The sequence below is a fragment of the Fibrella aquatilis genome (assembly GCF_017353255.1).
Classification (GTDB): domain Bacteria; phylum Bacteroidota; class Bacteroidia; order Cytophagales; family Spirosomataceae; genus Fibrella; species Fibrella aquatilis.
Genome location: NZ_JAFMYU010000004.1, coordinates 311,366 through 331,600 on the forward strand (window position 1 = coordinate 311,366; position 20,235 = coordinate 331,600).

At 54.0% G+C, this 20,235-nt stretch carries 13 protein-coding genes; 12 read left to right on the forward strand and 1 reads right to left on the reverse strand.

All coding sequences use genetic code 11. The features are described from left to right. Positions 1-59: 59 nt before the first annotated feature. The 10 genes from J2I48_RS07525 (at position 60) to J2I48_RS07570 (ending at position 15,838) form a co-directional block, all read left to right on the forward strand. The gene (locus J2I48_RS07525) at positions 60-479 is read left to right on the forward strand and encodes a hypothetical protein (RefSeq protein ID WP_207334782.1); all 420 of its coding nucleotides are present in this window, start codon (positions 60-62) and stop codon (positions 477-479) included. A 147-nt stretch (positions 480-626) separates the two neighbouring features. Further along, positions 627-998, forward strand: coding sequence for a BlaI/MecI/CopY family transcriptional regulator (locus J2I48_RS07530; RefSeq protein ID WP_207334783.1), 372 nt, complete (start codon positions 627-629; stop codon positions 996-998). Beyond that, the gene (locus J2I48_RS07535) at positions 995-2,467 is read left to right on the forward strand and encodes a M56 family metallopeptidase (protein WP_207334784.1); all 1,473 of its coding nucleotides are present in this window, start codon (positions 995-997) and stop codon (positions 2,465-2,467) included. Before J2I48_RS07530 ends, J2I48_RS07535 begins: the two co-directional genes overlap by 4 nt. 136 nt (positions 2,468-2,603) lie before the next feature. After that, positions 2,604-3,053: a hypothetical protein gene (locus J2I48_RS07540; protein ID WP_207334785.1), complete on the forward strand. Its 450-nt coding sequence runs from the start codon at positions 2,604-2,606 to the stop codon at positions 3,051-3,053. A 4-nt stretch (positions 3,054-3,057) separates the two neighbouring features. Continuing rightward, positions 3,058-5,481, forward strand: coding sequence for an ABC transporter permease (locus tag J2I48_RS07545; protein ID WP_207334786.1), 2,424 nt, complete (start codon positions 3,058-3,060; stop codon positions 5,479-5,481). A gap of 12 nt (positions 5,482-5,493) precedes the next feature. Continuing rightward, a complete protein-coding gene (locus J2I48_RS07550) occupies positions 5,494-7,905 on the forward strand; it encodes an ABC transporter permease (protein ID WP_207334787.1) in 2,412 nt (803 codons plus the stop codon). Positions 7,906-7,923: 18 nt separating this feature from the next. Further along, positions 7,924-8,562: a GIN domain-containing protein gene (locus J2I48_RS07555; protein ID WP_207334788.1), complete on the forward strand. Its 639-nt coding sequence runs from the start codon at positions 7,924-7,926 to the stop codon at positions 8,560-8,562. Positions 8,563-8,571: 9 nt separating this feature from the next. Further along, entirely contained in the window at positions 8,572-11,010 is a 2,439-nt protein-coding gene (locus J2I48_RS07560; protein ID WP_207334789.1) for an ABC transporter permease, read from the forward strand. A 12-nt stretch (positions 11,011-11,022) separates the two neighbouring features. Then, the gene (locus tag J2I48_RS07565; protein ID WP_207334790.1) at positions 11,023-13,422 is read left to right on the forward strand and encodes an FtsX-like permease family protein; all 2,400 of its coding nucleotides are present in this window, start codon (positions 11,023-11,025) and stop codon (positions 13,420-13,422) included. 13 nt (positions 13,423-13,435) lie between these two features. Then, a complete protein-coding gene (locus tag J2I48_RS07570) occupies positions 13,436-15,838 on the forward strand; it encodes an ABC transporter permease (protein ID WP_207334791.1) in 2,403 nt (800 codons plus the stop codon). An 18-nt stretch (positions 15,839-15,856) separates the two neighbouring features. Here J2I48_RS07570 and J2I48_RS07575 read toward each other — a convergent pair whose 3' ends face one another. After that, entirely contained in the window at positions 15,857-16,426 is a 570-nt protein-coding gene (locus J2I48_RS07575) for a Crp/Fnr family transcriptional regulator (protein WP_207334792.1), read from the reverse strand. Positions 16,427-16,498: 72 nt separating this feature from the next. On the opposite strand from J2I48_RS07575, the gene J2I48_RS07580 reads away from it, so the two are divergent. Both J2I48_RS07580 and J2I48_RS07585 read left to right on the forward strand, forming a co-directional pair. After that, positions 16,499-17,455 (forward strand): sterol desaturase family protein, encoded by a 957-nt coding sequence (locus tag J2I48_RS07580; RefSeq protein WP_207334793.1) that lies wholly within the window; start codon positions 16,499-16,501, stop codon positions 17,453-17,455. 342 nt (positions 17,456-17,797) lie between these two features. Continuing rightward, positions 17,798-20,224: an ABC transporter permease gene (locus J2I48_RS07585; RefSeq protein ID WP_207334794.1), complete on the forward strand. Its 2,427-nt coding sequence runs from the start codon at positions 17,798-17,800 to the stop codon at positions 20,222-20,224. Positions 20,225-20,235: the final 11 nt, after the last annotated feature.

Below are 20,235 nucleotides of genomic sequence, written 5' to 3' on the forward strand. Positions count from 1 at the left end.
TTGCCTGCAACCCATACGGCTTTAATCGGGTCTATGATCAAACATCAACGCGCAGTACCATGAAAATCAAGGTTTTACCTCTCCTGGTGGGCCTGTCTTGTCTAGGCTGTAAAAACGACCCTATACCCAACGCGGCCGACCTCGCCAACCGGCTGACCGACCAGAGAGACTGGCTTATCACCGAACGCCAGGGTAGCACCCCGACCGCCAGCAACATCCGTTTTCTGTCGCTGATCACCTATGACCCAGCCCGGCCCGTGCCAACGTATCAGTATGATCACCTGACGTTTGAGGCAGGCGGCAAACTAACCCTGCACGCACCCAATCAGTCGGCGGGGGGCGTGGCCGACAAGGTAGTCCGCTGGTCGGTGTCGGCTACCAATGCGCAGTTGATCGTGTTCGATTTCAGCACCTCAACCAGCACCTGGAAGGTCCTCGACCAAACCCCAACAAAACTCAGCATCGAAACGATTGATTAAAGAGGGGGTGGGTGGGGTGTAGTTTGTGGTTGCTGACGCCCACAAACTACACCCCACCCACCCCCTCTTTAATCAATCCTGTAAAAAAAGCTTGCATTTTTGGTTTCGCTGATTCTATATTTGTAGAATAAAAACTACAACTATAGAATGAAACTATCTCCTGCCGAAGAAACCCTGATGCAACACCTCTGGAGCCGGGGTGAAGCGTATATGAAAGACCTCATCGATGCTTATGAGGATCCCAAACCGGCCGCCACTACCGTGGCCACGTTGCTGAAACGCATGATCGACAAAGGCTTTGTGGCCTACCGCGAACGGGGTAACTCGCGGGAATACTATGCATTGGTAAGCCGCAATGACTACTTCGCCAAGCACGTCAACGGGTTGATTAAGAACTTCTTCAACAACTCGGCAGCGCAGTTTGCTTCGTTTTTCACCACCCAAACCAACCTCTCGGCCGCCGAACTGGCCGAACTTCGTAAGCTCATTGATGAACAGATAGACCGCCAACAGCCATGACCCTGTACCTACTCCAATCGGGTTTGAGTTTACTGGTGCTGCTGGGTGTCTACAAGCTATGGCTGGAGAATCAACCTATGCACTGCCTCAAACGAGCCTACCTACTGGGTACGCTCGTGGTCTCGCTAACGGCCCCGCTCATCACCCTGAACGTGCCGGTAGGTACCTTGCCCGTCCTGAATACGCTGGCTAGCCAACAAGTTGACAACCAACTGTTTCCCAGAAATTTACAGCTCGTTCGGCAAGCCGATGCCGTGGCTGTTAGCAGTCTGCCAAACCAGCGCTCTTTCACCCTTCGGGACGCCGGACCACCGCCGTTCACTCTTTCACTTTGTACTCTTTCAGTCTACGCCGCCGTCACGCTGCTGATGCTGCTGCGCTTTGGCCGGAACCTGTACCGGCTGTTCCGACAAGTTGTTCGCAACCCGACCGAGCCGTTTCGTGGGGCGATGCTGGTGCGACTACCCAGCGAAGTCATTGGCTCGGGGTTACCCTACACGTTCTTGCACTACCTCTTTGTGCCCGGCGAGGCCTATGAACGCGGCGAAATCGAGGGCGAACTGTTCACTCATGAACTGGCTCATATCCGGCAACGGCATTCGCTGGATGTGCTGCTGATAGAATTGTTGCTGTGCTTCGGCTGGTTCAATCCGTTGCTGTTCTGGCTAAAACGAGCCATGCAACTCAACCATGAATTTCTGGCCGACGAAGCCGTAAACCGTACTCATGGCAACGTGACGGACTATCAGAAATTACTCGTCAGCAAATTAACCTGCTCATTTTCTGAACTTTCGTTAACTAGCACATTTACTTTTCAAACCACTAAACAACGATTGACGATGATGACCAAGCAAGATTCCGCGTTCCGCACCTGGCTGGTTGGGGGTGCCACTACTTTGCTCTTCGGTGCCATGACCGTGCTGCTCAGTACCCGCACTGTGGCGCAACAGGCACCGGCTATTTCGACCCCAAAAGCCTCTGCCAAAACCCAGCCTGCTCAAACCAACGACATAGCCGAGATAGAACGCCTTTACGGCGAAAAGCTGGTATCTATACCAACGCGCATTGGTGCACCACTGAAAGAGCAGTACAAGAAATTCAACGACCTGACACCGGACGAAAAAGCACGAGTGATCGTTCTGAAGCCTGACGCCCGCAAAACACCCACCGAAGCCGAGTGGAACGACTTCAAAAACACCAGGAAGTACGGCATTTGGGTGAATGGCAAACGCCGCCGCGACAACCCGATGGCTAAATACAAACGGACAGATATTGTGTCATACTCGTACAGTTTTGTGCATAAAAATGCCCGGCAACCAGAAGGTTATCTGTATCAACTGGAGTTAGATACGGAAGAAGGCTACCAACAGACCCTGCGCGATTGGGAGGCGAAGCCGTGGATGGCTTTAATGACTAAAGGAGAGAAAGAAAAGTTTGAGAAGCGGCAAAAAGCGCGTTCAGGAAAGTAAGTGGCCCCGTCCGAAACTGTACTGAAAACTGTCCGGTAGCGGACAAGGTAATCAACCAAAAATGCCGTTTCTGATTCAGAGGCGGCATTTTTTTGTTTAGGCACGGCTGTTGAACACCCATACACGCACCCAAGCAATGCCTGCTATGAAAAGCCTGCTCACCCTCCTCTGTTGCGCCAACGCCCTGCTGGCTGCTGCCCAAACCACCACATCGACCAGCAACAATTTTAACGTGACAGTGAGTACCACCAAAACTGAAAACGGCAAGACAACCCACCACCAACAGGCGCTGACGGGCGACGATTTGAGCCTGGTCAAGCTTGCCAGCCTGTCGGGTGGGCTGCTGGATACAGTCCGGTTTGAGTGCCCCAAATGCAATGGTAACATGAAGCTGTTGGTGAATGGCAACGGCACCAACATGACCTACGAACAAAAGAGCAGCCACAAGACCAACACCCTGTTTCCGGTGGCTATGCCCCTACCCCCCGGCAATTACGTGTACACCTATTGGCAGAATGGCGTAGAGCAAATGAAGCTGCCCTTCACCGTAAAAGCAGGCGAGAAAAACGTAGTAACCGTCAAATAGACCCATGCTCCAATCCTACCTTAAAATAGCCCTCCGCACGCTTTGGAAGCACCGCACCCACACGCTCATCAACGTGGTTGGGCTGGCAGTGGCATCGGCGGCTTGTCTGCTGCTGTTTCTGACGGCCTCCTTCCACCTTTCCTATGACCGGTTTCATACCAAAGCAGACCGCATTTTTCGACCCTATTTTTTGTCGAATGACCGGGCGGGCAATGAGGGCCTTAGCGGCAGTATGCCATACCCGATGCTACCTGCCCTAAAAGCTGAATTACCCGAAATCGTGGGGGCTTCGCTTATCCGGTGGAGCAGCGGCGGGGTTCGCTATGGCGACAAGTCGTTTAGCAAGATGATCCGCACCTGCGACCCGGATTTCCTGACCATGTTTACCTTTCCGATGCTGAAAGGCAACCCCAAAACGGCCTTGAACGACCTGGGCAATATTGTTATTAGCGAGAACATGGCGAAAGACGTGTTCGGCAAAACAGACCCAATGGGTAAGTCGCTGTTGCTGAACCAAAACGGCACCTGGAAGAACTTCGTGGTAACGGGCCTTATCGCCGATTTTCCCGACAATTCGACCGAACAATACGATGCCTTTATCCGAACCGAAAACATAGTCGAATACGGGCAATACAAAGCCGACTGGAGCCACAGCGACAGTGGTATGTATGTTGAATTGGCACCAACGGCTGACCGTGGGGCTGTTGAAAAAAAGCTGAGCCTGTTTGTGCAGAAATATATGGCTGGCACTATCAAGCAGCAACGGGAGAATGGCTACCCAAAAAATACCCGTGGCGAGTATGTCAGTCTCCTACTGGAACCCTTACCCGACGTGCATTTCGACACCGTGATGACGGGCGGGCAGGGCACTAGTAAAACCTATGTCTACGCCCTGCTCATCATCGGGCTGTTTATTCTGGCTATTGCCTGCATCAACTTCATCAACCTCACCATTGCGCAGTCGGTAACGCGGTCGCGGGAGGTGGGCGTGCGGAAGTCGCTGGGGGCCGGGCAGGGGCAACTGATGGGGCAGGTTTGGGGCGAAACGGGCCTGCTCTGCCTAGTGTCGCTGGCCTTAGGCCTGGGGCTTGCTTATGGCCTCATGCCTGAATTCAACAAGTTGTTGCAGGCAAAATTGTCACTGGCAAACTTCCTCACCCCTAGTGCATTGCTGGCCATTCTGGGCGGTTTTGTGGTGGTGGTGCTGGCCGTGGGGGGTTACCCGTCGTGGGTGGTGGCACGGTTCAACGCCGTGGAGGTGCTGAAGGGTAAAATCCAACTCAACCGCCCCGGCTTACTGCGCAATGCACTGATTGTGACGCAGTTTACCATTGCTTGTTTGCTCACCGCCTGCACACTAGTGATGGTGCAGCAATTGAGCTACCTCCGCGCAAAACCCATTGGACTCAACCAGGATCAGGTGGTCAGCATCCCCATCGGCAGTACCCTCGATGGCCAAACTGCTCTGCGCCAGCTCCGCAACCAACTCGCCGACAAGCCCGGTATCGTGTCGGTATCGGGTACGGGCGTTAACATCGGGGCCGGGCTGGACGGCAGCAGTTCGCGCATGGTATACGGGTTTATGTACAATAAGCGCGAACTGATGTGCGACTGGCTGCGGGTAGATTTCGATTACCTAAAAACTATGCAGATCAAGCTGTTGCAGGGCCGCGATGTAAACCCCACTTTCAGTACCGACTCATCAACTGCCATATTGGTGTCACAGAGTTTTGCCAAACAAATGGGCGACAAAGACCCCGTCGGAAAGTTTATTCAGCCCGACTCGGCGGGGCGCAAATTTCAGGTGGTGGGTGTGGTAGCTGATTTTAACCTGTATTCGCTTCATCAGCAACCCAAACCGATTGTGTTGCACCTCGACAAAAGATGGGCTTTGAGCTATATGCTGGTGCGGGTGATGCCCAAAAACCTAACTGGTGCCATGGAAACAGTGAAATTGGCCTGGAAAACCATTGCGCCAAAACAAGAATTCAACGGCTCATTTGTGAGTGAGAACACCGAGCGCTGGTACCGCAAAGAGCAGCGGCTGTCAACTATTTTCAGCACGGCGGCGGGCATTGCCATTTTGCTCTCGTGCATGGGTTTGTTTGCTGTAGCACTCATCAGCATCGAGCAGCGGACGAAGGAGATCGGGGTGCGTAAGGTGCTGGGAGCCAGTATCGGTAGCCTGGTGGCGTTGCTCAGCAAAGACTTCCTGCGGCTGGTAATTGTGGCCATTGTGCTCGCCACCCCGCTAGCCTGGTGGGCCATGACCAACTGGCTCGGCAACTTCGCTTACAAGATTACCATGCCGTGGTGGGTCTTCGCCCTCACCGGCGGCTTGGCCATAGTCATCGCTTTTGTCACCATCGCCTTCCAGAGCGTGCGGGCAGCGTTGATGAACCCCGTGAAGAGTCTGCGAAGCGAATAAACAACCAACGGTATGCTCTCAAACTATTTTAAGATCGCCTGGCGAAATCTGCGGAAACAGCCAGGCTTTACGCTTATCAACATAATTGGCCTGGCGGCTGGGTTGGTTAGTTTCGCTTTCATAGCGCTATGGGTCAATGATGAACTAAGCTACGACCGTTTTAACCAGCATTATGGTCGTGTTGTACGGTTGCTCAGGCTCGAAACAGCCGAAACCAGCGGCTTGCCTTCGGCACAGACGGGGGCTATAACCGCCCAGGTATTTAAAGACAAGTTTGCGGAGATCGAGCATACCGTTCGACTCAGAAAACACGCCGAGGAAATTGTGCACATGGGTCGCACGCAACGGCTGCAGCCCACTATTCTTCTGACGGAACCGTCGTTTTTCTCCGTCTTCAGCTACCGGCTGAGCAAAGGAAACCCCCAGACAGCGCTGCAACGACCATACACAATTGTCCTGACCGAGTCAACGGCACGACTTTATTTTGGCGATACTGATCCGATGGGGAAAGTGCTGACGATCAGCATGTACGACAGTACGGGCCGGGGTGCTCAGTACACCGTAACGGGCGTTTGCCCCGATCCGCCCCGCAACGCGCATTTTACGTTTACCATGCTCGGCTCCATAGCCACCGCAGAAGCCGCCCACCCTGAGCTAATCGCCGCCGAGGGCTGGACCGAAACCAAGTTCTACACGTATTTCCTGCTCAGAGAGGGCGTTGATGCTGAAGCGTTTTCTGCCAAAGTAGCCCGGTTCCAGCCCGACGTATTGAACAGGTCAGCCAACGCGGAGCGGGTTGCGCAGCGGTTCATCACGCACCCACTGGCCGACATCCACCTACGATCTGGGGCCGACAATGAACTGGCACCAACCGGCGATGTGAAGCAGGTCTATATTTTCGCGACCATTGGGCTGTTTATCCTGCTGCTGGCCGGTATCAACTACACTAATCTGGCAACGGCCCGTGCGGCAGACCGGGCCAGGGAAGTAGGCGTAAAAAAAGTAATGGGCGCAACGTTGCCGGAACTGATGACGCAATACCTGACCGAGTCGGTGCTGCTAACGTTGGTCGGGCTGGTGCTTGCTGGCGGGCTGGCCTTTTTACTTCAACCCATCTTTACGGCGCTGACCAACAAGCCTTTATCTGTGTTTTCATCGCCGCTTCTGCTGTTGTTTTTATTGGTCGTTGCCGTGGCGTTGGGCCTACTTTCCGGGTTATATCCCGCGTTGGTGTTGGCCTCCTTTAAGCCGATTCGCGTACTGAGCGGCACGTTCAAGATCAGCACGGCGGGTAATTGGTCGAGGCAATCATTGGTTGTGGTGCAGTTTGTGGTCAGTTTGCTGCTCATCATCAGCGTCCTTGTCATTCACGCGCAGATGGCGTTTGTGCAGCACAAAGACCTCGGCTACGCGAAAGATGCCCTGCTGTTTGTGCGCGTCAACGGTAGCGCCGATGTGATCAACGGATACGCAGCCTTCAGACATGACATTACGGGCAGTCCACGGGTAAACGGGGTTGCTACCTCAAACTCGATGATCGTGAATGGGTTAGACATGGAGGATGCCCAAACCACCGATGCCCAGGGCAAGCCAATTACGATCAGGGCCGCCCGCCTTCAGATAGATACTGCGTATTTGAGCGTGTATGGGGTGAGGTTGCTGGCGGGTCAGGACGTCGGGAACACTACCGGGAGCGACAGGCAGCGTATTCTGCTGAACGAACAGGCCGTAAAGCAATGCGGTTGGCCCAATGCTTACGCTGCGCTTGGAAAGCCGTTCACCTTAGACGGGCGACCCGGAACCGTGGTGGGCGTGGTACGCGATTTTCACTATAATTCATTGCAGCACGCGATTGAACCCCTGGCGATTACGCCCGACGCTGGTTATTTCTCCCGAATCTCAATCAGAGTCGATCCCCGGCAGATCAGCCAGAGTGTTGCTTTTCTGAAAGCGAAATGGGCGAGCCATTTCCCCGACGCGCTCTTCGATTACGGCTTTGTAGACAGCGCATTTGACGCGCAATACCAGTCCGAAACACGTTTTGCCACTGTCGTTAACTACTTCTCGCTGTTAGCCTTATTGATTGCCTGCCTGGGTCTATACGGCCTGATTGCCTACGCTACGGTGCAGCGGAGGAAAGAAATTGGTGTTCGTAAAGTACTGGGAGCCAGCGTCGCCAGCGTCGTTGGTTTGCTTTCCAAAGACTTCTTAAAACTGGTGCTCATCGCCATCGTGCTGGCTAGTCCTGTTGCCTGGTACGCGATGAACCGCTGGCTGGAAAGCTTCGCCTACCGCATCACCATCGGCTGGTGGGTATTCGCCCTGGCGGGTCTACTGGCGGTGGGGGTGGCGCTGCTGACGGTGAGCTTCCAGGCCATCAAAGCCGCCCTGATGAACCCGGTGAAATCATTGCGCAGCGAGTAAACCACAAACACTCTTTTTATGAAAACGATCTTGCTCACTATCGCTTTGTTATCGTCAGCGACCCTTTATGCCCAACGGGCCAAATACGATTCTTCGCAGGAGTTACGTGGTAGCGGGCGGCTTATACGGGAAACCAAATCGGTGGTATCCTTCACCAGGATTCAGACACAGCAGTTTCCAGCAAACACAACCGTTGAGGTCGGCGGCGATGAATCGTCGGTGGACATCAGCCTTGATGATAACCTGCGTCCGTTCCTGCAAATCGACGAGCAAAATGGCGTGCTGAAATTATCATTCGCCGAGCCATCGGGCAAACCGTTCTGGATCAGCAAATCAACCATCAGTGTCACCATCCGAACGCCCCGGCTCATTGGGTTCAAACACGGGTCCAACAGCAACGTGGACATAAACGGCTTGAACGGTGAGCGCTTCGACTTAGCCAACCAGGCCAACGGGAACGTAACGCTGCGGGGAAAAGTCACGACGCTCAACGTGGTCAGTGCCGCCAACGGCGACGTGCAGGCGGACGACCTGATTGCGCAAACGGCCAACGTGGTATCGACGGCCAACGCCAATTTACGAATCAACGCACAGACCGTCAACGAGGTCAACTCCGGGAATGGTCAGGTTATCAACGTCGCCAAACGCGCCAAATAAGCCTTCGTCATGCTCACAAACTATCTTAAAATCGCCTGGCGGAACTTGCTTCGCAACAAAGCCTTTTCGGCCATCAACATCGTTGGGCTGGCCCTGGGCATGGCTACGTGCCTGCTAATTGGCCTGTTTGTTCTAGATGAGTTGAGCTACGACCGCTTCCACGAAAAAGCCGACCGGATCGTTCGGGTTGTGCTGCGGGGAACCTTAAACGGCGAACAAGTTCGCGAAGCCAACGTGATGCCCCCTGTGGCCTACGCCTTGCAAAGTCGCTTTCCCGAAATTAACAGAACGACGCGCCTGCGAACTGCCGGGAAACCGCCCATTGCTTACGGCGATAAACTCTTTCGTACGAATCAATTAGCCTTCGCCGATTCGACGCTGTTCCGGGTATTCACGCTGCCGTTGGTAAAAGGTGATGCCCGTACCGCGCTTGTAAGCCCCAATACGATTGTTGTCAGCGAAAGCATGGCGCGTCAGTTTTTCGGTAGCGAAAACCCCATTGGCAAAGTGGTGCTTGTATTTGGGGACAAGGTAGCCTACACGGTCACGGGCGTTATAGCCGACGTACCGGCGCATTCTCACTTTCGGTTTGATGCGTTCGCGTCAATGACGGGCGTAGCTGAGGCCAATCAGGATAACTGGTTACAATCGGGCTTTTTTACGTACCTGTTGCTACCCGATGGCTACGATTACCGGCAGTTGGAAGACAAACTTCAGCCGATCATTGATGCCAACATGTTGCCGCCCCTAGAGAAAATGATGGGCACCACCAGTGCCGAATTTAAAAAGAAAGGCGGGCAGCTTGGCCTGTTTCTGCAACCCCTGACCGATATACACCTGCACTCAGACCTAAAGCCTGAAACCGAGTTGGAGCCGGGCGGAGACATTCGCTATGTTTATCTGTTCGGTGCTATTGCGGTGTTCATGTTGTTGCTGGCCTGCATCAACTTCATAAACCTCAGCACGGCCAGCTCAACGAAGCGGGCCAAAGAGGTAGGCATTCGCAAGGCGTTGGGATCAGAACGCGCTACGCTGATCGGGCAGTTTCTGATTGAGTCAAGCTTACTCACCACATTATCACTGGTGCTGGCGGTAGGGTTGGTGATCGTACTACTGCCCGCCTTCAACCGCCTGTCGGGTAAAGCACTTAGTTTGACATCAATAAATGGGTATGGACTATTGCCCGGTCTGCTCGGATTTGGATTGGTGGTAAGCATCCTGGCCGGAAGTTACCCGGCGTTTTCCCTGTCGTCGTTTCGCCCGATTGCGACCTTGAAAGGAGCCGTTGTAACGCCTGGCAACTGGCGTATTGGCCTGCGGGGTGGGCTGGTAGTTTTCCAGTTCTTCGTGTCGATTAGCTTACTCATCGGCACAACGGTTGTGTACCGGCAACTTCACTACATCCAGACCATGAAACTTGGCTACGACAAAGAACAGGTACTGGTGCTGGAACGAACCGGCGTACTGGGCCAAAATGAAGCGGTATGGCGGCAAAAACTGGCTCAGGATGCCCGTGTTGTCCATGCGAGCGTGTCAGGTTTTTTGCCAAACAACAAGCTGAACACGGGCATTATTGCCATGCACCCCACGCGGGAGAGTGCCCGGTTAACGCGCCTGTCTCTTTTCGGCATCGACCAGCACTATGTACCCACGCTGGGCATGAAGGTGGTCGCCGGGCGAAACTTTTCGGCTACCTTTCCCAGTGATTCCTCGGCGGTGCTCATCAACGAAGCAACCGCCCGTCTTTTCAACTGGCGCGGGGATGCCGTTGGTCAAACACTCGTTTCTCCTGCCCTTCCCGGCTCCGGCAATCCCGATAAAACCTTCCGGGTGATTGGTGTGGTGCAGGACTTTCACTTCCGGTCGCTGCACGAGCCAGTTGCGCCCGCCGTGATGCTACTCGGCAACAACTCTGGGGGCATTCTCCTCAAAACCAGAACCAGCAACGTCGCGAACCTGCTGGCAGCTCTGAAAGACCAGTGGTCGGCGTTCAAAACGGATGCCCCGTTTACCTACTCCTTTTTGGACGAGAGTTATCAGGCTACGTATCAGGCCGAACTAAAAACAGGGCAGATTCTCTCCCTGTTCGCCGGATTAACCATCTTCATCGCTTGTCTCGGTCTGTTCGGCCTCGCTACGTTCACCGCCGAGCAACGAACCAAAGAGATCGGCGTTCGGAAGGTGCTGGGGGCCAGCGTGACAAGCATCGTCGCTTTGCTTTCCAAGGATTTCCTCAAACTGGTACTCATCGCCATTGTCATTGCCTCGCCCCTGGCCTGGTATGCCATGACCTGGTGGCTACAGGACTTTGCCTATCGTATCAACATCGAGTGGTGGGTATTTGTGCTGGCGGGGGCGCTGGCGGTGGGTATTGCCTTGCTGACTGTCTCATTTCAGAGCATCAAAGCCGCGTTGATGAATCCAGTGAAGAGTTTGAGAAGTGAATAAACAACTAACGTTATGCTACGCAACTATCTCAAAATCGCCATGCGCAACTTGGTTCGCAACAAGGTTTATTCGGCCATTAACGTCATCGGTCTGGCGATTGGTATGGCCGTAGCGATATTGATCGGCCTGTGGATCTACGATGAGCTGTCGGTCAATACATACCATCAGCATTATAATCGTATTGCCCAGGTGATGCGAAACCGGACGGTTAATGGGCAGGTCGATACCAAATCGAACGTACCTATCCCGCTGGCAACCAGTCTGCAAACTGACTACGGTGATGTGTTCAGCCATGTCGTGCTAGCATGGTGGACTACCAGGCATACACTTTCGTTCAAAAATCAGGTGTTCTCCAAAAGCGGCAAGTTCATGACACCGGGCGCACCCGATATGCTCTCGCTGAAGATGCTGAAGGGGAGCTTGGATGGATTGACAGAACCTGCCTCTATCTTGTTGTCAGCGTCAGTGGCCGAAGCATTGTTTGGTGAGGCAAACCCGCTGCACAAAACCATTACGATTGACAATACCATGACGGTCAGCGTGACGGGTGTGTATGAAGATATACCCACCGGAAACAGCTTAGCTGATGTGCTATTCATTGCGCCCTGGGACCTTTACGCCGCCTCGACCGGCTGGGTGAATGAGTCAAAGAATGACTGGACCCAAACCTCGTTCGAGATTTTCGTGCAACTCGCTCCGCAGGTTACGGCGGAACAGGCATCCGCTAAAATTAAGAACCTACTCGCGGGCAAAAGCGGCACCGATCCGGCCCTGAAGCCTGAACTCGTCGTGCATCCCATGTCACGCTGGCATTTGTATTCCGATTGGGAAAACGGGGTCAATGCCGGCGGTCGGATTCAGTTTGTCTGGCTGTTCGGCATTATCGGCGGGTTTGTGCTGCTGCTGGCCTGCATCAACTTTATGAACCTCAGCACCGCCCGTTCCATTAAGCGGGCGAAGGAAGTCGGCATTCGGAAGGTGATCGGCTCACGGCGAAGCGAGTTGATTGCTCAGTTTTTTGGCGAGTCGCTGCTGGTTGTAGGGATAGCCTATGCCATCGCGCTGCTCTTCGTCATACTAACCCTTCCTATATTTAACCAGATGGCCGACAAGCAATTGGCTATTCCTTGGGAAAATCCCGTTTTCTGGTTGTTGGGGCTGGGTTTCGCTCTCCTAACGGGCCTTGTTGCCGGTAGCTACCCTGCCCTTTACCTATCGTCGTTCCAACCGATTTCCGTGCTGAAAGGGACGTTACGGCTCGGAACAGGCAGCAGCACGGTCACACCCCGTCGGGTGTTAGTTGTGCTTCAATTTGCCGTGTCCATCACGCTGATTATCGGCACGCTGGTCGTTTACCGGCAGATTCAATACGCCAAAAGTCGGCCCATCGGGTACAGTCGGGAGGGGCTGATTTCCTTGCTGCTGAACGTACCCAACTATGAGCAGCACCGGGAGACGGTCAGAACGGAGTTGCTGAAAACGGGCGCGGTACTCGAAGTGGGCGAGTCGGCAAGTCCGCTGACCGAAGTTCGTTCGACCAACGGCGGATTCAGTTGGGCGGGCAAAAATCCGGCTCTTCAAACCAACTTCGCGACGATCAACATCACGCACGAATTTGGCAAAACCGTTGGCTGGCAATTTAAACAGGGCCGTGATTTCTCCCGGCAGTTGGCCTCCGACTCGCTGGGGCTGGTTCTGAACGAATCGGCGGTGGCGTTTATGGGGGTGCATGATGTGATTGGCCAAACCGTAACCTGGCAGGGTGCAGGCTTCAACGTCAGCTTTCACGTAATCGGGGTGATCCGCGATATGGTCATGGATTCGCCCTATGAGCCGGTAAAACCGTCCGTCTTTTTCATCAGCCAGCAGCCCGGCAAGTTCCTGACCATGCGGCTCAACCCCCGCCAACGGGTCGACGCCTCGCTGAAGGCAATCGGGGCCGTGTTGAAAGAACATCTGCCCGAAGCCCCGTTCAACTACACCTTCGTTGATGATGAATATGACGAGAAATTTCGGAGCGAAGAGCGCATCGGGCAACTGGCCAGCCTCTTTGCCGGACTGGCTATTTTCATTTCCTGCCTGGGCTTGTTTGGGATGGCTTCGTTCATAGCCGAGCAACGGACCAAAGAGATCGGTGTACGTAAAGTACTGGGAGCCAGCGTGGGCAGCATCATCACGTTGCTCAGCAAAGACTTTCTGACGTTGGTGCTGATCGCTATTGTCATTGCTTCGCCCATTGCCTGGTACGCCATGACTCGCTGGCTACAGGATTATGCTTACAAGATCACCATCGAGTGGTGGGTATTTGCCTTAGCGGGTTTGCTGGCAGTGGGCATTGCCTTGTTGACTGTCTCATTTCAGAGCATCAAAGCCGCCCTGATGAACCCCGTCAAGAGCCTGCGGAGTGAATAAACGCCTTAATATCGTGCTCAAAAACTATCTCAAAATCGCCTGGCGGAGCCTAATCCGTAACAAAGTTTACTCGGCCATCAACATTGGCGGACTAGCCGTGGGTATGGCCGTGGCTATGCTCATCGGGTTGTGGGTTTGGGATGAGCTGTCGTTTAATAAACATCACCAGAATTACGACCAGATTGCGCAGGTTAGGGAGCTTGGTATCTGGAAAGATGGAAGACACTATTCAAACACATCGCTGCCTTATCCGCTGGCGGCTGAATTGAAAAACAATTATCAACGCTTCTTTAAACACATTCTGATTGCCAACGACCCGTATGAGTACATCCTCACTACCGGCGAAATGAAGCTGACTCAAAAAGGTCAGTTTATTGAAGCGGGCGCGCCTGAAATGCTCACCTTAACGATGCTCAAAGGAACATGGGCCGGACTAGCAGACCCACACTCGATTTTGCTTTCTGCATCGGCAGCCACGGCCTTGTTTGGCAATGAAGACCCAATGGGCAAACCCGTCAACATCAACGCGGATATGGTAGCTAACGTGACGGGCGTTTATCTGGACTTACCCCAGAACTCGGAGTTTCACCCGATAAAATTCTTTGCTCCGTTCGACTTGTGGACGTCGGCAAACCCTTGGGTCAAAGAGCAGCAGTGGAATAACTGGTTTCTTTCCATATATGCTCAGGTTCAGCCAAATACAAACTTCGATCAGATTTCCGCCATCATCAAAAATAGTGAGATCAACCAGATCAAAAACCTGGCAGACGGGCAGGAACAGGTAGCCCGGCAACCGCAAATAGCCCTGCTGCCGATGAGTCGCTGGCATCTGTACGGTAGTTATTATGTAGATGACAACGGGCCGGTACAACTGGTCTGGCTAATTGGTCTGATTGGCGCCTTCGTATTGCTGTTGGCGTGCATCAATTTTATGAATCTGAGCACGGCCCGGTCGGTGAAGCGGGCAAAAGAAGTAGGTATTCGTAAAGCCGTCGGTTCGTTGCGCGGGCAATTGGTGAGTCAATTTTTCAGTGAATCCTTTTTGGTTGTTTTACTGGCTTTTGTGTTGTCCTTGTTGCTGGTCGGTGGTTCGTTGCCGTGGTTTAATGACATTGCCGACAAACAACTCACTATCCCCTGGACGACCTCTCTCTTCTGGCTCACGTGCCTTCTGTTTGTACTGACAACTGGGTTTGCAGCGGGCAGTTACCCGGCACTTTATCTCTCTTCGTTTCAACCAGTCAAGGTTCTCAAAGGAGTCGTCATACCGGGGCGTTTTGCGGCCGTTCCCCGAAAGCTTTTGATTGTGTTGCAGTTCACTGTTTCGGTAACGTTGGTCATTGGTACCCTTCTTGTTTACCGGCAGATTCAACACGCTAAAAACCGGCCAATTGGATATGACAAAGCAGGCCTGTTGATGGTCGAGAAGAAAACGGCTGATTTCAACGGCAAGCAAGAGCTACTCCGAAGTGAGTTGAAAAATACGGGCATGGTTGTCGAGGTAGCTGAATCGAGGAGTTCGCCGACTGGCATTACGATGTGGAACGGCGGTTTTTCACAAAAAGATACTGCTTTCGACTGTCCGAATGGGTGCGGCACCCTGCCCGTTAGCCCCGAATATGGCCAAACGGTGGGCTGGCAATTTGTGGAGGGCCGGGACTTCAGTAAAACCCTGGCAACTGATTCATCGGGGTTTATTATAAACGAATCATTTGCTAAACTGCTTGGGCTAAAAACACCCGTCGGTAGGCGGGTTACGTGGAGTCCGGGGCATCGCCCGCCAAAAACATACACCGTTTTGGGTGTTGTAAAAGACATGGTTGCTCTGTCGCCCTACACACCAACCATCCCAACTGTCTTCTTTTTAGAAGATAATTACAGTTGGATCAATATCCGGCTCAATCCGGCCGTCAGTGCCAGCGAAGCGTTACCCAAAATTGAAGCTGTCTTCAAAAAACTGATCCCGACGGCTCCCTTCGACTACAAATTTGCTGACCAGGAATATGCCGCCAAATTCGCGGCAGAGGAACGTATTGGCACCCTCGCCCTGGTCTTCACTATCCTCGCCATTTTCATTTCCTGTCTGGGTGTATTCGGGCTGGCTTCATTCATGGCCGAGGCTCGCACCAAAGAAATCGGCGTGCGCAAAGTGCTGGGTGCCAGTGTGCTGAACCTGTGGGGATTGCTCTCCCAAGACTTCGTGGTGCTGGTCGGGATTGCGGTTGGAATCGACACGCCCATTGCCTACTACTTCTTGAATAGCTGGCTCCAGAAGTACGACTACCGCACCGAACTGTCGTGGTGGATTTTTGCCGTGTCGGGCGCAGGCGCACTAGCCATCACGTTGTTAACAGTTTCCTTCCAAAGCATCAAGGCCGCCATGATGAACCCCGTCAAGAGCCTGCGGAGTGAATAGCACCACGACAAACTTTTGTTACCGTCGTTTGGCCCGAACCATGCTGATCGCCTGCGCGGTCATGCCCAGAAAGGAGGCGATGTGGGTGAGTGAAACGCGCTGAAACAGTTCAGGGCGGGTGCGTTGCAGGGTGTCGTAGCGCTGCTCTGTGCTGTGAAAACGCAGCGAAAAACTGTGGTCGCGGAGTTGGATGGCGTATCGCTCAATAAGCAGGCGCCCAACCCGGTCAATAGCCGCAAACTGGTCATACAGTCCCTGAAGGCGATCATAGTGCACGGCGTAGAGTTCAGTGTCTTCCAGGCAACGAATAGAGTCGGCACTGGGGGTGCGCTGAATGAAGCTGCTGAGCGCCACCACCATTTCGCCGTCCAGCCCCAGAAAGAGTGTGCAGTCGGTGGCCTCAACGGTGGTGTAGACCCGGAGCACGCCTGTCTGGATGAAATACAGGTGATTGGCTACATCACCGGCTTGTAGCAGGTAGTCGCCCCGGCGGTAGGTCTGCCGCACAAACGCGCTGCTTATGGCTGCCTGAGCTTCGTCGGTCAGCGGTACAAACCGGGAAAAATAAGTGAGCAGGTTCTGGGGCATTCGATCTTCAAAAAGTTGAAGGAAAATTAACCCATTCCGGGCTATTCTTGTACTCGATCAAGAATAGCCACTATGAAGACACCTCACGAGCTATTGACTTTTCTGGCCGACATGGCCCACGACGGTAGCATCTTCTTCCGGTTGGTGCTGCCCCTGTACGTGGGCATGATCATCCTCGAATTTGGCATGACCGCCTGGCGAATGCGGCAGAAGCCAGGTGCCTACCGATGGAGCCACCGCGACGGTTGGACCAACGTGGCTGTGTCATCTATGAACATGACCTACGACGTGGTCATTGGCATTCTGCTGCCGTTTGGCCTCTATTACCTGCTCTACACGCAGTACCGGGTGTTTACCCTGCCTTCCAGCGTATGGGGCTGGGTGGCGGCCTTCCTGATCCATGACCTGATCTATTATGTCGACCACCGGATTTCGCACCGTACGGGCCTATTTTGGGCGTTTCATTCCGTGCACCATTCCTCGCAGGAGTATAACGTTACGGTAGCCGCACGGGGCTTTTTTCTGAATGGCACCCTGACCATGCCGCTGTATTACCTGATGCCCATCCTGGGTATGTCGCCATTCATGATTCTGGTGGTGAACGTGGTGGCGAGCCTGTTTGGCATTTTCAACCATACCCGGCTGGTCAAGCACATGGGCTGGCTGGAATACGTGCTCTGTACGCCGTCTAACCACCGCGTTCACCACGGCACCGACGCCAAATACCTGGATCGTAACTACGGACAGGTGTTTATCATCTGGGATTATCTGTTTGGCAGCTACCAACGGGAGGAAGAAGAACCTACCTACGGCCTTACCACCCAGTTGCAGACCAACAACCCCTTTGCCATTCAGTGGGCCGGCATTCGCTGGTTATGGCAGCAGATGAAAGCGGCCAACCGCCTGTCTGACAAACTGCGCTATCTCTGGATGCCTCCCGGCTGGCGACATGATGGCCCCGGCCAAACCGCCGAAGAAATCCGCGCCCGCACTACTCAGCCGCAGAATGTGGTGCTCACCACGCCCTGACCGTCTATTTTCTTAGAAAACGATCCGACAATTAGCTAAATAGCTTGCGCGCAATTAGTTGCCTAAGCCCCTGGGGTACCCTGATAAGCCTCATGATTTTTGACCTCAACAGTGATGTAATCGGAATGGAGCACAACTAGCCAACGAGTTAACGCCGGACAACTACTCCTACTTTGGTCGCCCCCTTGTCTTCCGTACCATTTCGGACGGTCACTTGTCCGGAACTGGACAATGCTTTTTTTGCGAAAGCTCGTTTCTGATTCAAAAACGAGCTTTTTGCTTTTTGGCACCTACCTTGTATAACATAGTACCAACCAGCAATGGTGTCAAACTCAACCGGTCATGTTTAGAAACTACCTCAAAATCGCCTGGCGGAACCTGGTCCGTAACAAAGCCTTTTCGGCTATCAACATTGTTGGGCTGGCAGTCGGCCTGGCTACCTGTTTACTCATCGGCCTGTTTGTACTGGACGAGTTGAGTTATGACCGCTTCAATGAAAAGGCCGACCGAATTGTTCGGGTGTGGTTTGAGGGCAAGATACAAGGCAACTCAGTGAACGAGGCTCACGTGATGCCGCCCGTGGCCGCCACCCTCCGCGCCAACTACCCCGACGTACAGGAGGCTACGCGGCTCCGGCGCATGGGAACGCCCGACATCACCTACGGCCAAAAGACGTTTCGCAACAACGACGTGGCCTTTGTCGATGCTAATTTTTTCCACGTGTTTACCCTGCCCCTGCTGAAAGGCGATCCCAAAACCGCTCTCACGCAGCCCAATACGGTCATTGTGACCCAGGCCTTCGCCCAGACTTACTTTGGCAACGCCGACCCAATGGGTAAAGTCATTACGCTCAAAACAGACAACAAGCCTTATACCGTTACGGGCCTTATTGACCGGGTGCCGTCAAATGCCCACTTCCATTTCGATGTGTTTGCCTCGCTGGCTTCGCTCCCCGACGCCAGCGCGCCCGACTGGATGCGCTCGGAGTATTTTACGTACCTGGTCTTGCCCGACGGCTACGACTACCGGCAATTAGAAGCCAAGCTGCCGCAGGTGGTGGAGAAGTACATCAGCCCGCAGCTACAGCAGGCTATGGGCATGACAATCAGTCAGTTTCGACAAAAAGGCAACAACCTCAGCCTACACCTGCAACCCCTCACCGACATTCATCTGCACGGTGATTTTACAGGCGATCTTTCGCCCGTTGGCGACATCCGCTACGTGTACTTGTTTGGGGCCATTGCCCTGTTCATGCTGCTCATTGCCTGCATCAATTTCATGAACCTGAGCACCGCCACGGCCACCAAACGGGCGCGGGAAGTGGGCGTTCGGAAAGTGATGGGGTCGTCGAAATGGGGACTGGTGGGGCAGTTTATGGGTGAGTCGGTCCTGCTGACGGTGGTGTCGCTGCTGCTGGCGGTGGGGCTGGTGTGGGCTACGCTGCCTTTTTTCGGGCGGTTGGCAGGGAAAACGCTGTCGCTCAATTTTCTGGCAACGCCCTGGCTCCTGCTGGTAGTGATCGGTTTTGGCGGGCTGGTCAGTTTGCTGGCGGGGTTATACCCCTCGGTGGTGCTGGCCTCGTTTAAACCCGTAGCGGTGCTAAAAGGCGCGGGCAATCTGGCGGGTACCAAACGGGGGGTGGGCCTGCGGGGTGGGCTGGTGGTGTTTCAGTTTCTGGTCTCTATCATCCTCATGGTCGGGGCCACGGTGGTGTACCGGCAGTTACAATTTATTCAGGACAAAAAGCTGGGCTACGATAAAGAGCAGGTCATTGTGTTGCCCGAAACGGGCTATCTGGGTCAGCAGGAGGCTTTTTTCCGCGATCAGTTGCGTCAGGACTCCCGTATTGCCCACGTCAGCGCGTCGGGGTATTTGCCCGCCGGTCCATCCAACAACAACAACTTTGTGGTCTATCCCGACGGCAAATCCACGCAGGTTGTCATGACCCTCCGCTACGACGTCGACGACCAATACCTGCCCGCAATGGGGATGCAGCTGGTGGCGGGGCGCAACTTCTCGCCTGCGTTCGCCACCGATTCGTCGGGGGCAATTCTGAATCAGACGGCAGCGCAGGCACTGGGTCTGGGCCGCAATCCGCTGGGGCACACGATTTCGCAGAATGACAATCGGGGCGGTGTACGCACCTACCGGGTCATCGGCGTGGTGCGCGACTTTCATTTCCGGTCGTTGCGCGAACGCATTTCGCCACTGGTAATGGTGCTCGACAAAAGCCCCGGTACACTGATTGTGAAAGCCAGAGCCACCGACGTGGCCAGCCTGCTTGCCACCATGCAACAGCAGTGGGCCGCCCTGATGCCCGACCGACCGTTTGCCTACTCGTTTCTAAACGAACGGTATCAGGAAACCTACGTGGCCGAACGCCGCACGGGGCAGATTCTGGGCTTCTTTGCCGGGTTAACCATCTTCGTGGCCTGCCTGGGTCTGTTTGGCCTGGCTACCTTCACCGCCGAGCAGCGCACGAAGGAGATTGGCGTACGCAAAGTGCTGGGAGCCAGCGTACTGAGCGTAGTAGCACTCCTGTCTAAAGACTTCCTAAAACTGGTCCTGGTTGCTATAGTCATTGCTTCGCCGCTGGCCTGGTACGCCATGACCTGGTGGTTACAGGACTTTGCTTATCGTATCAACATCGAGTGGTGGGTATTTACCCTGGCGGGGCTGCTGGCCGTGGGCATTGCCCTGCTCACGGTGAGTTTCCAGAGCGTGAAAGCGGCCCTGATGAATCCGGTGAAATCGTTGCGGAGTGAGTGAAGATACCCTAT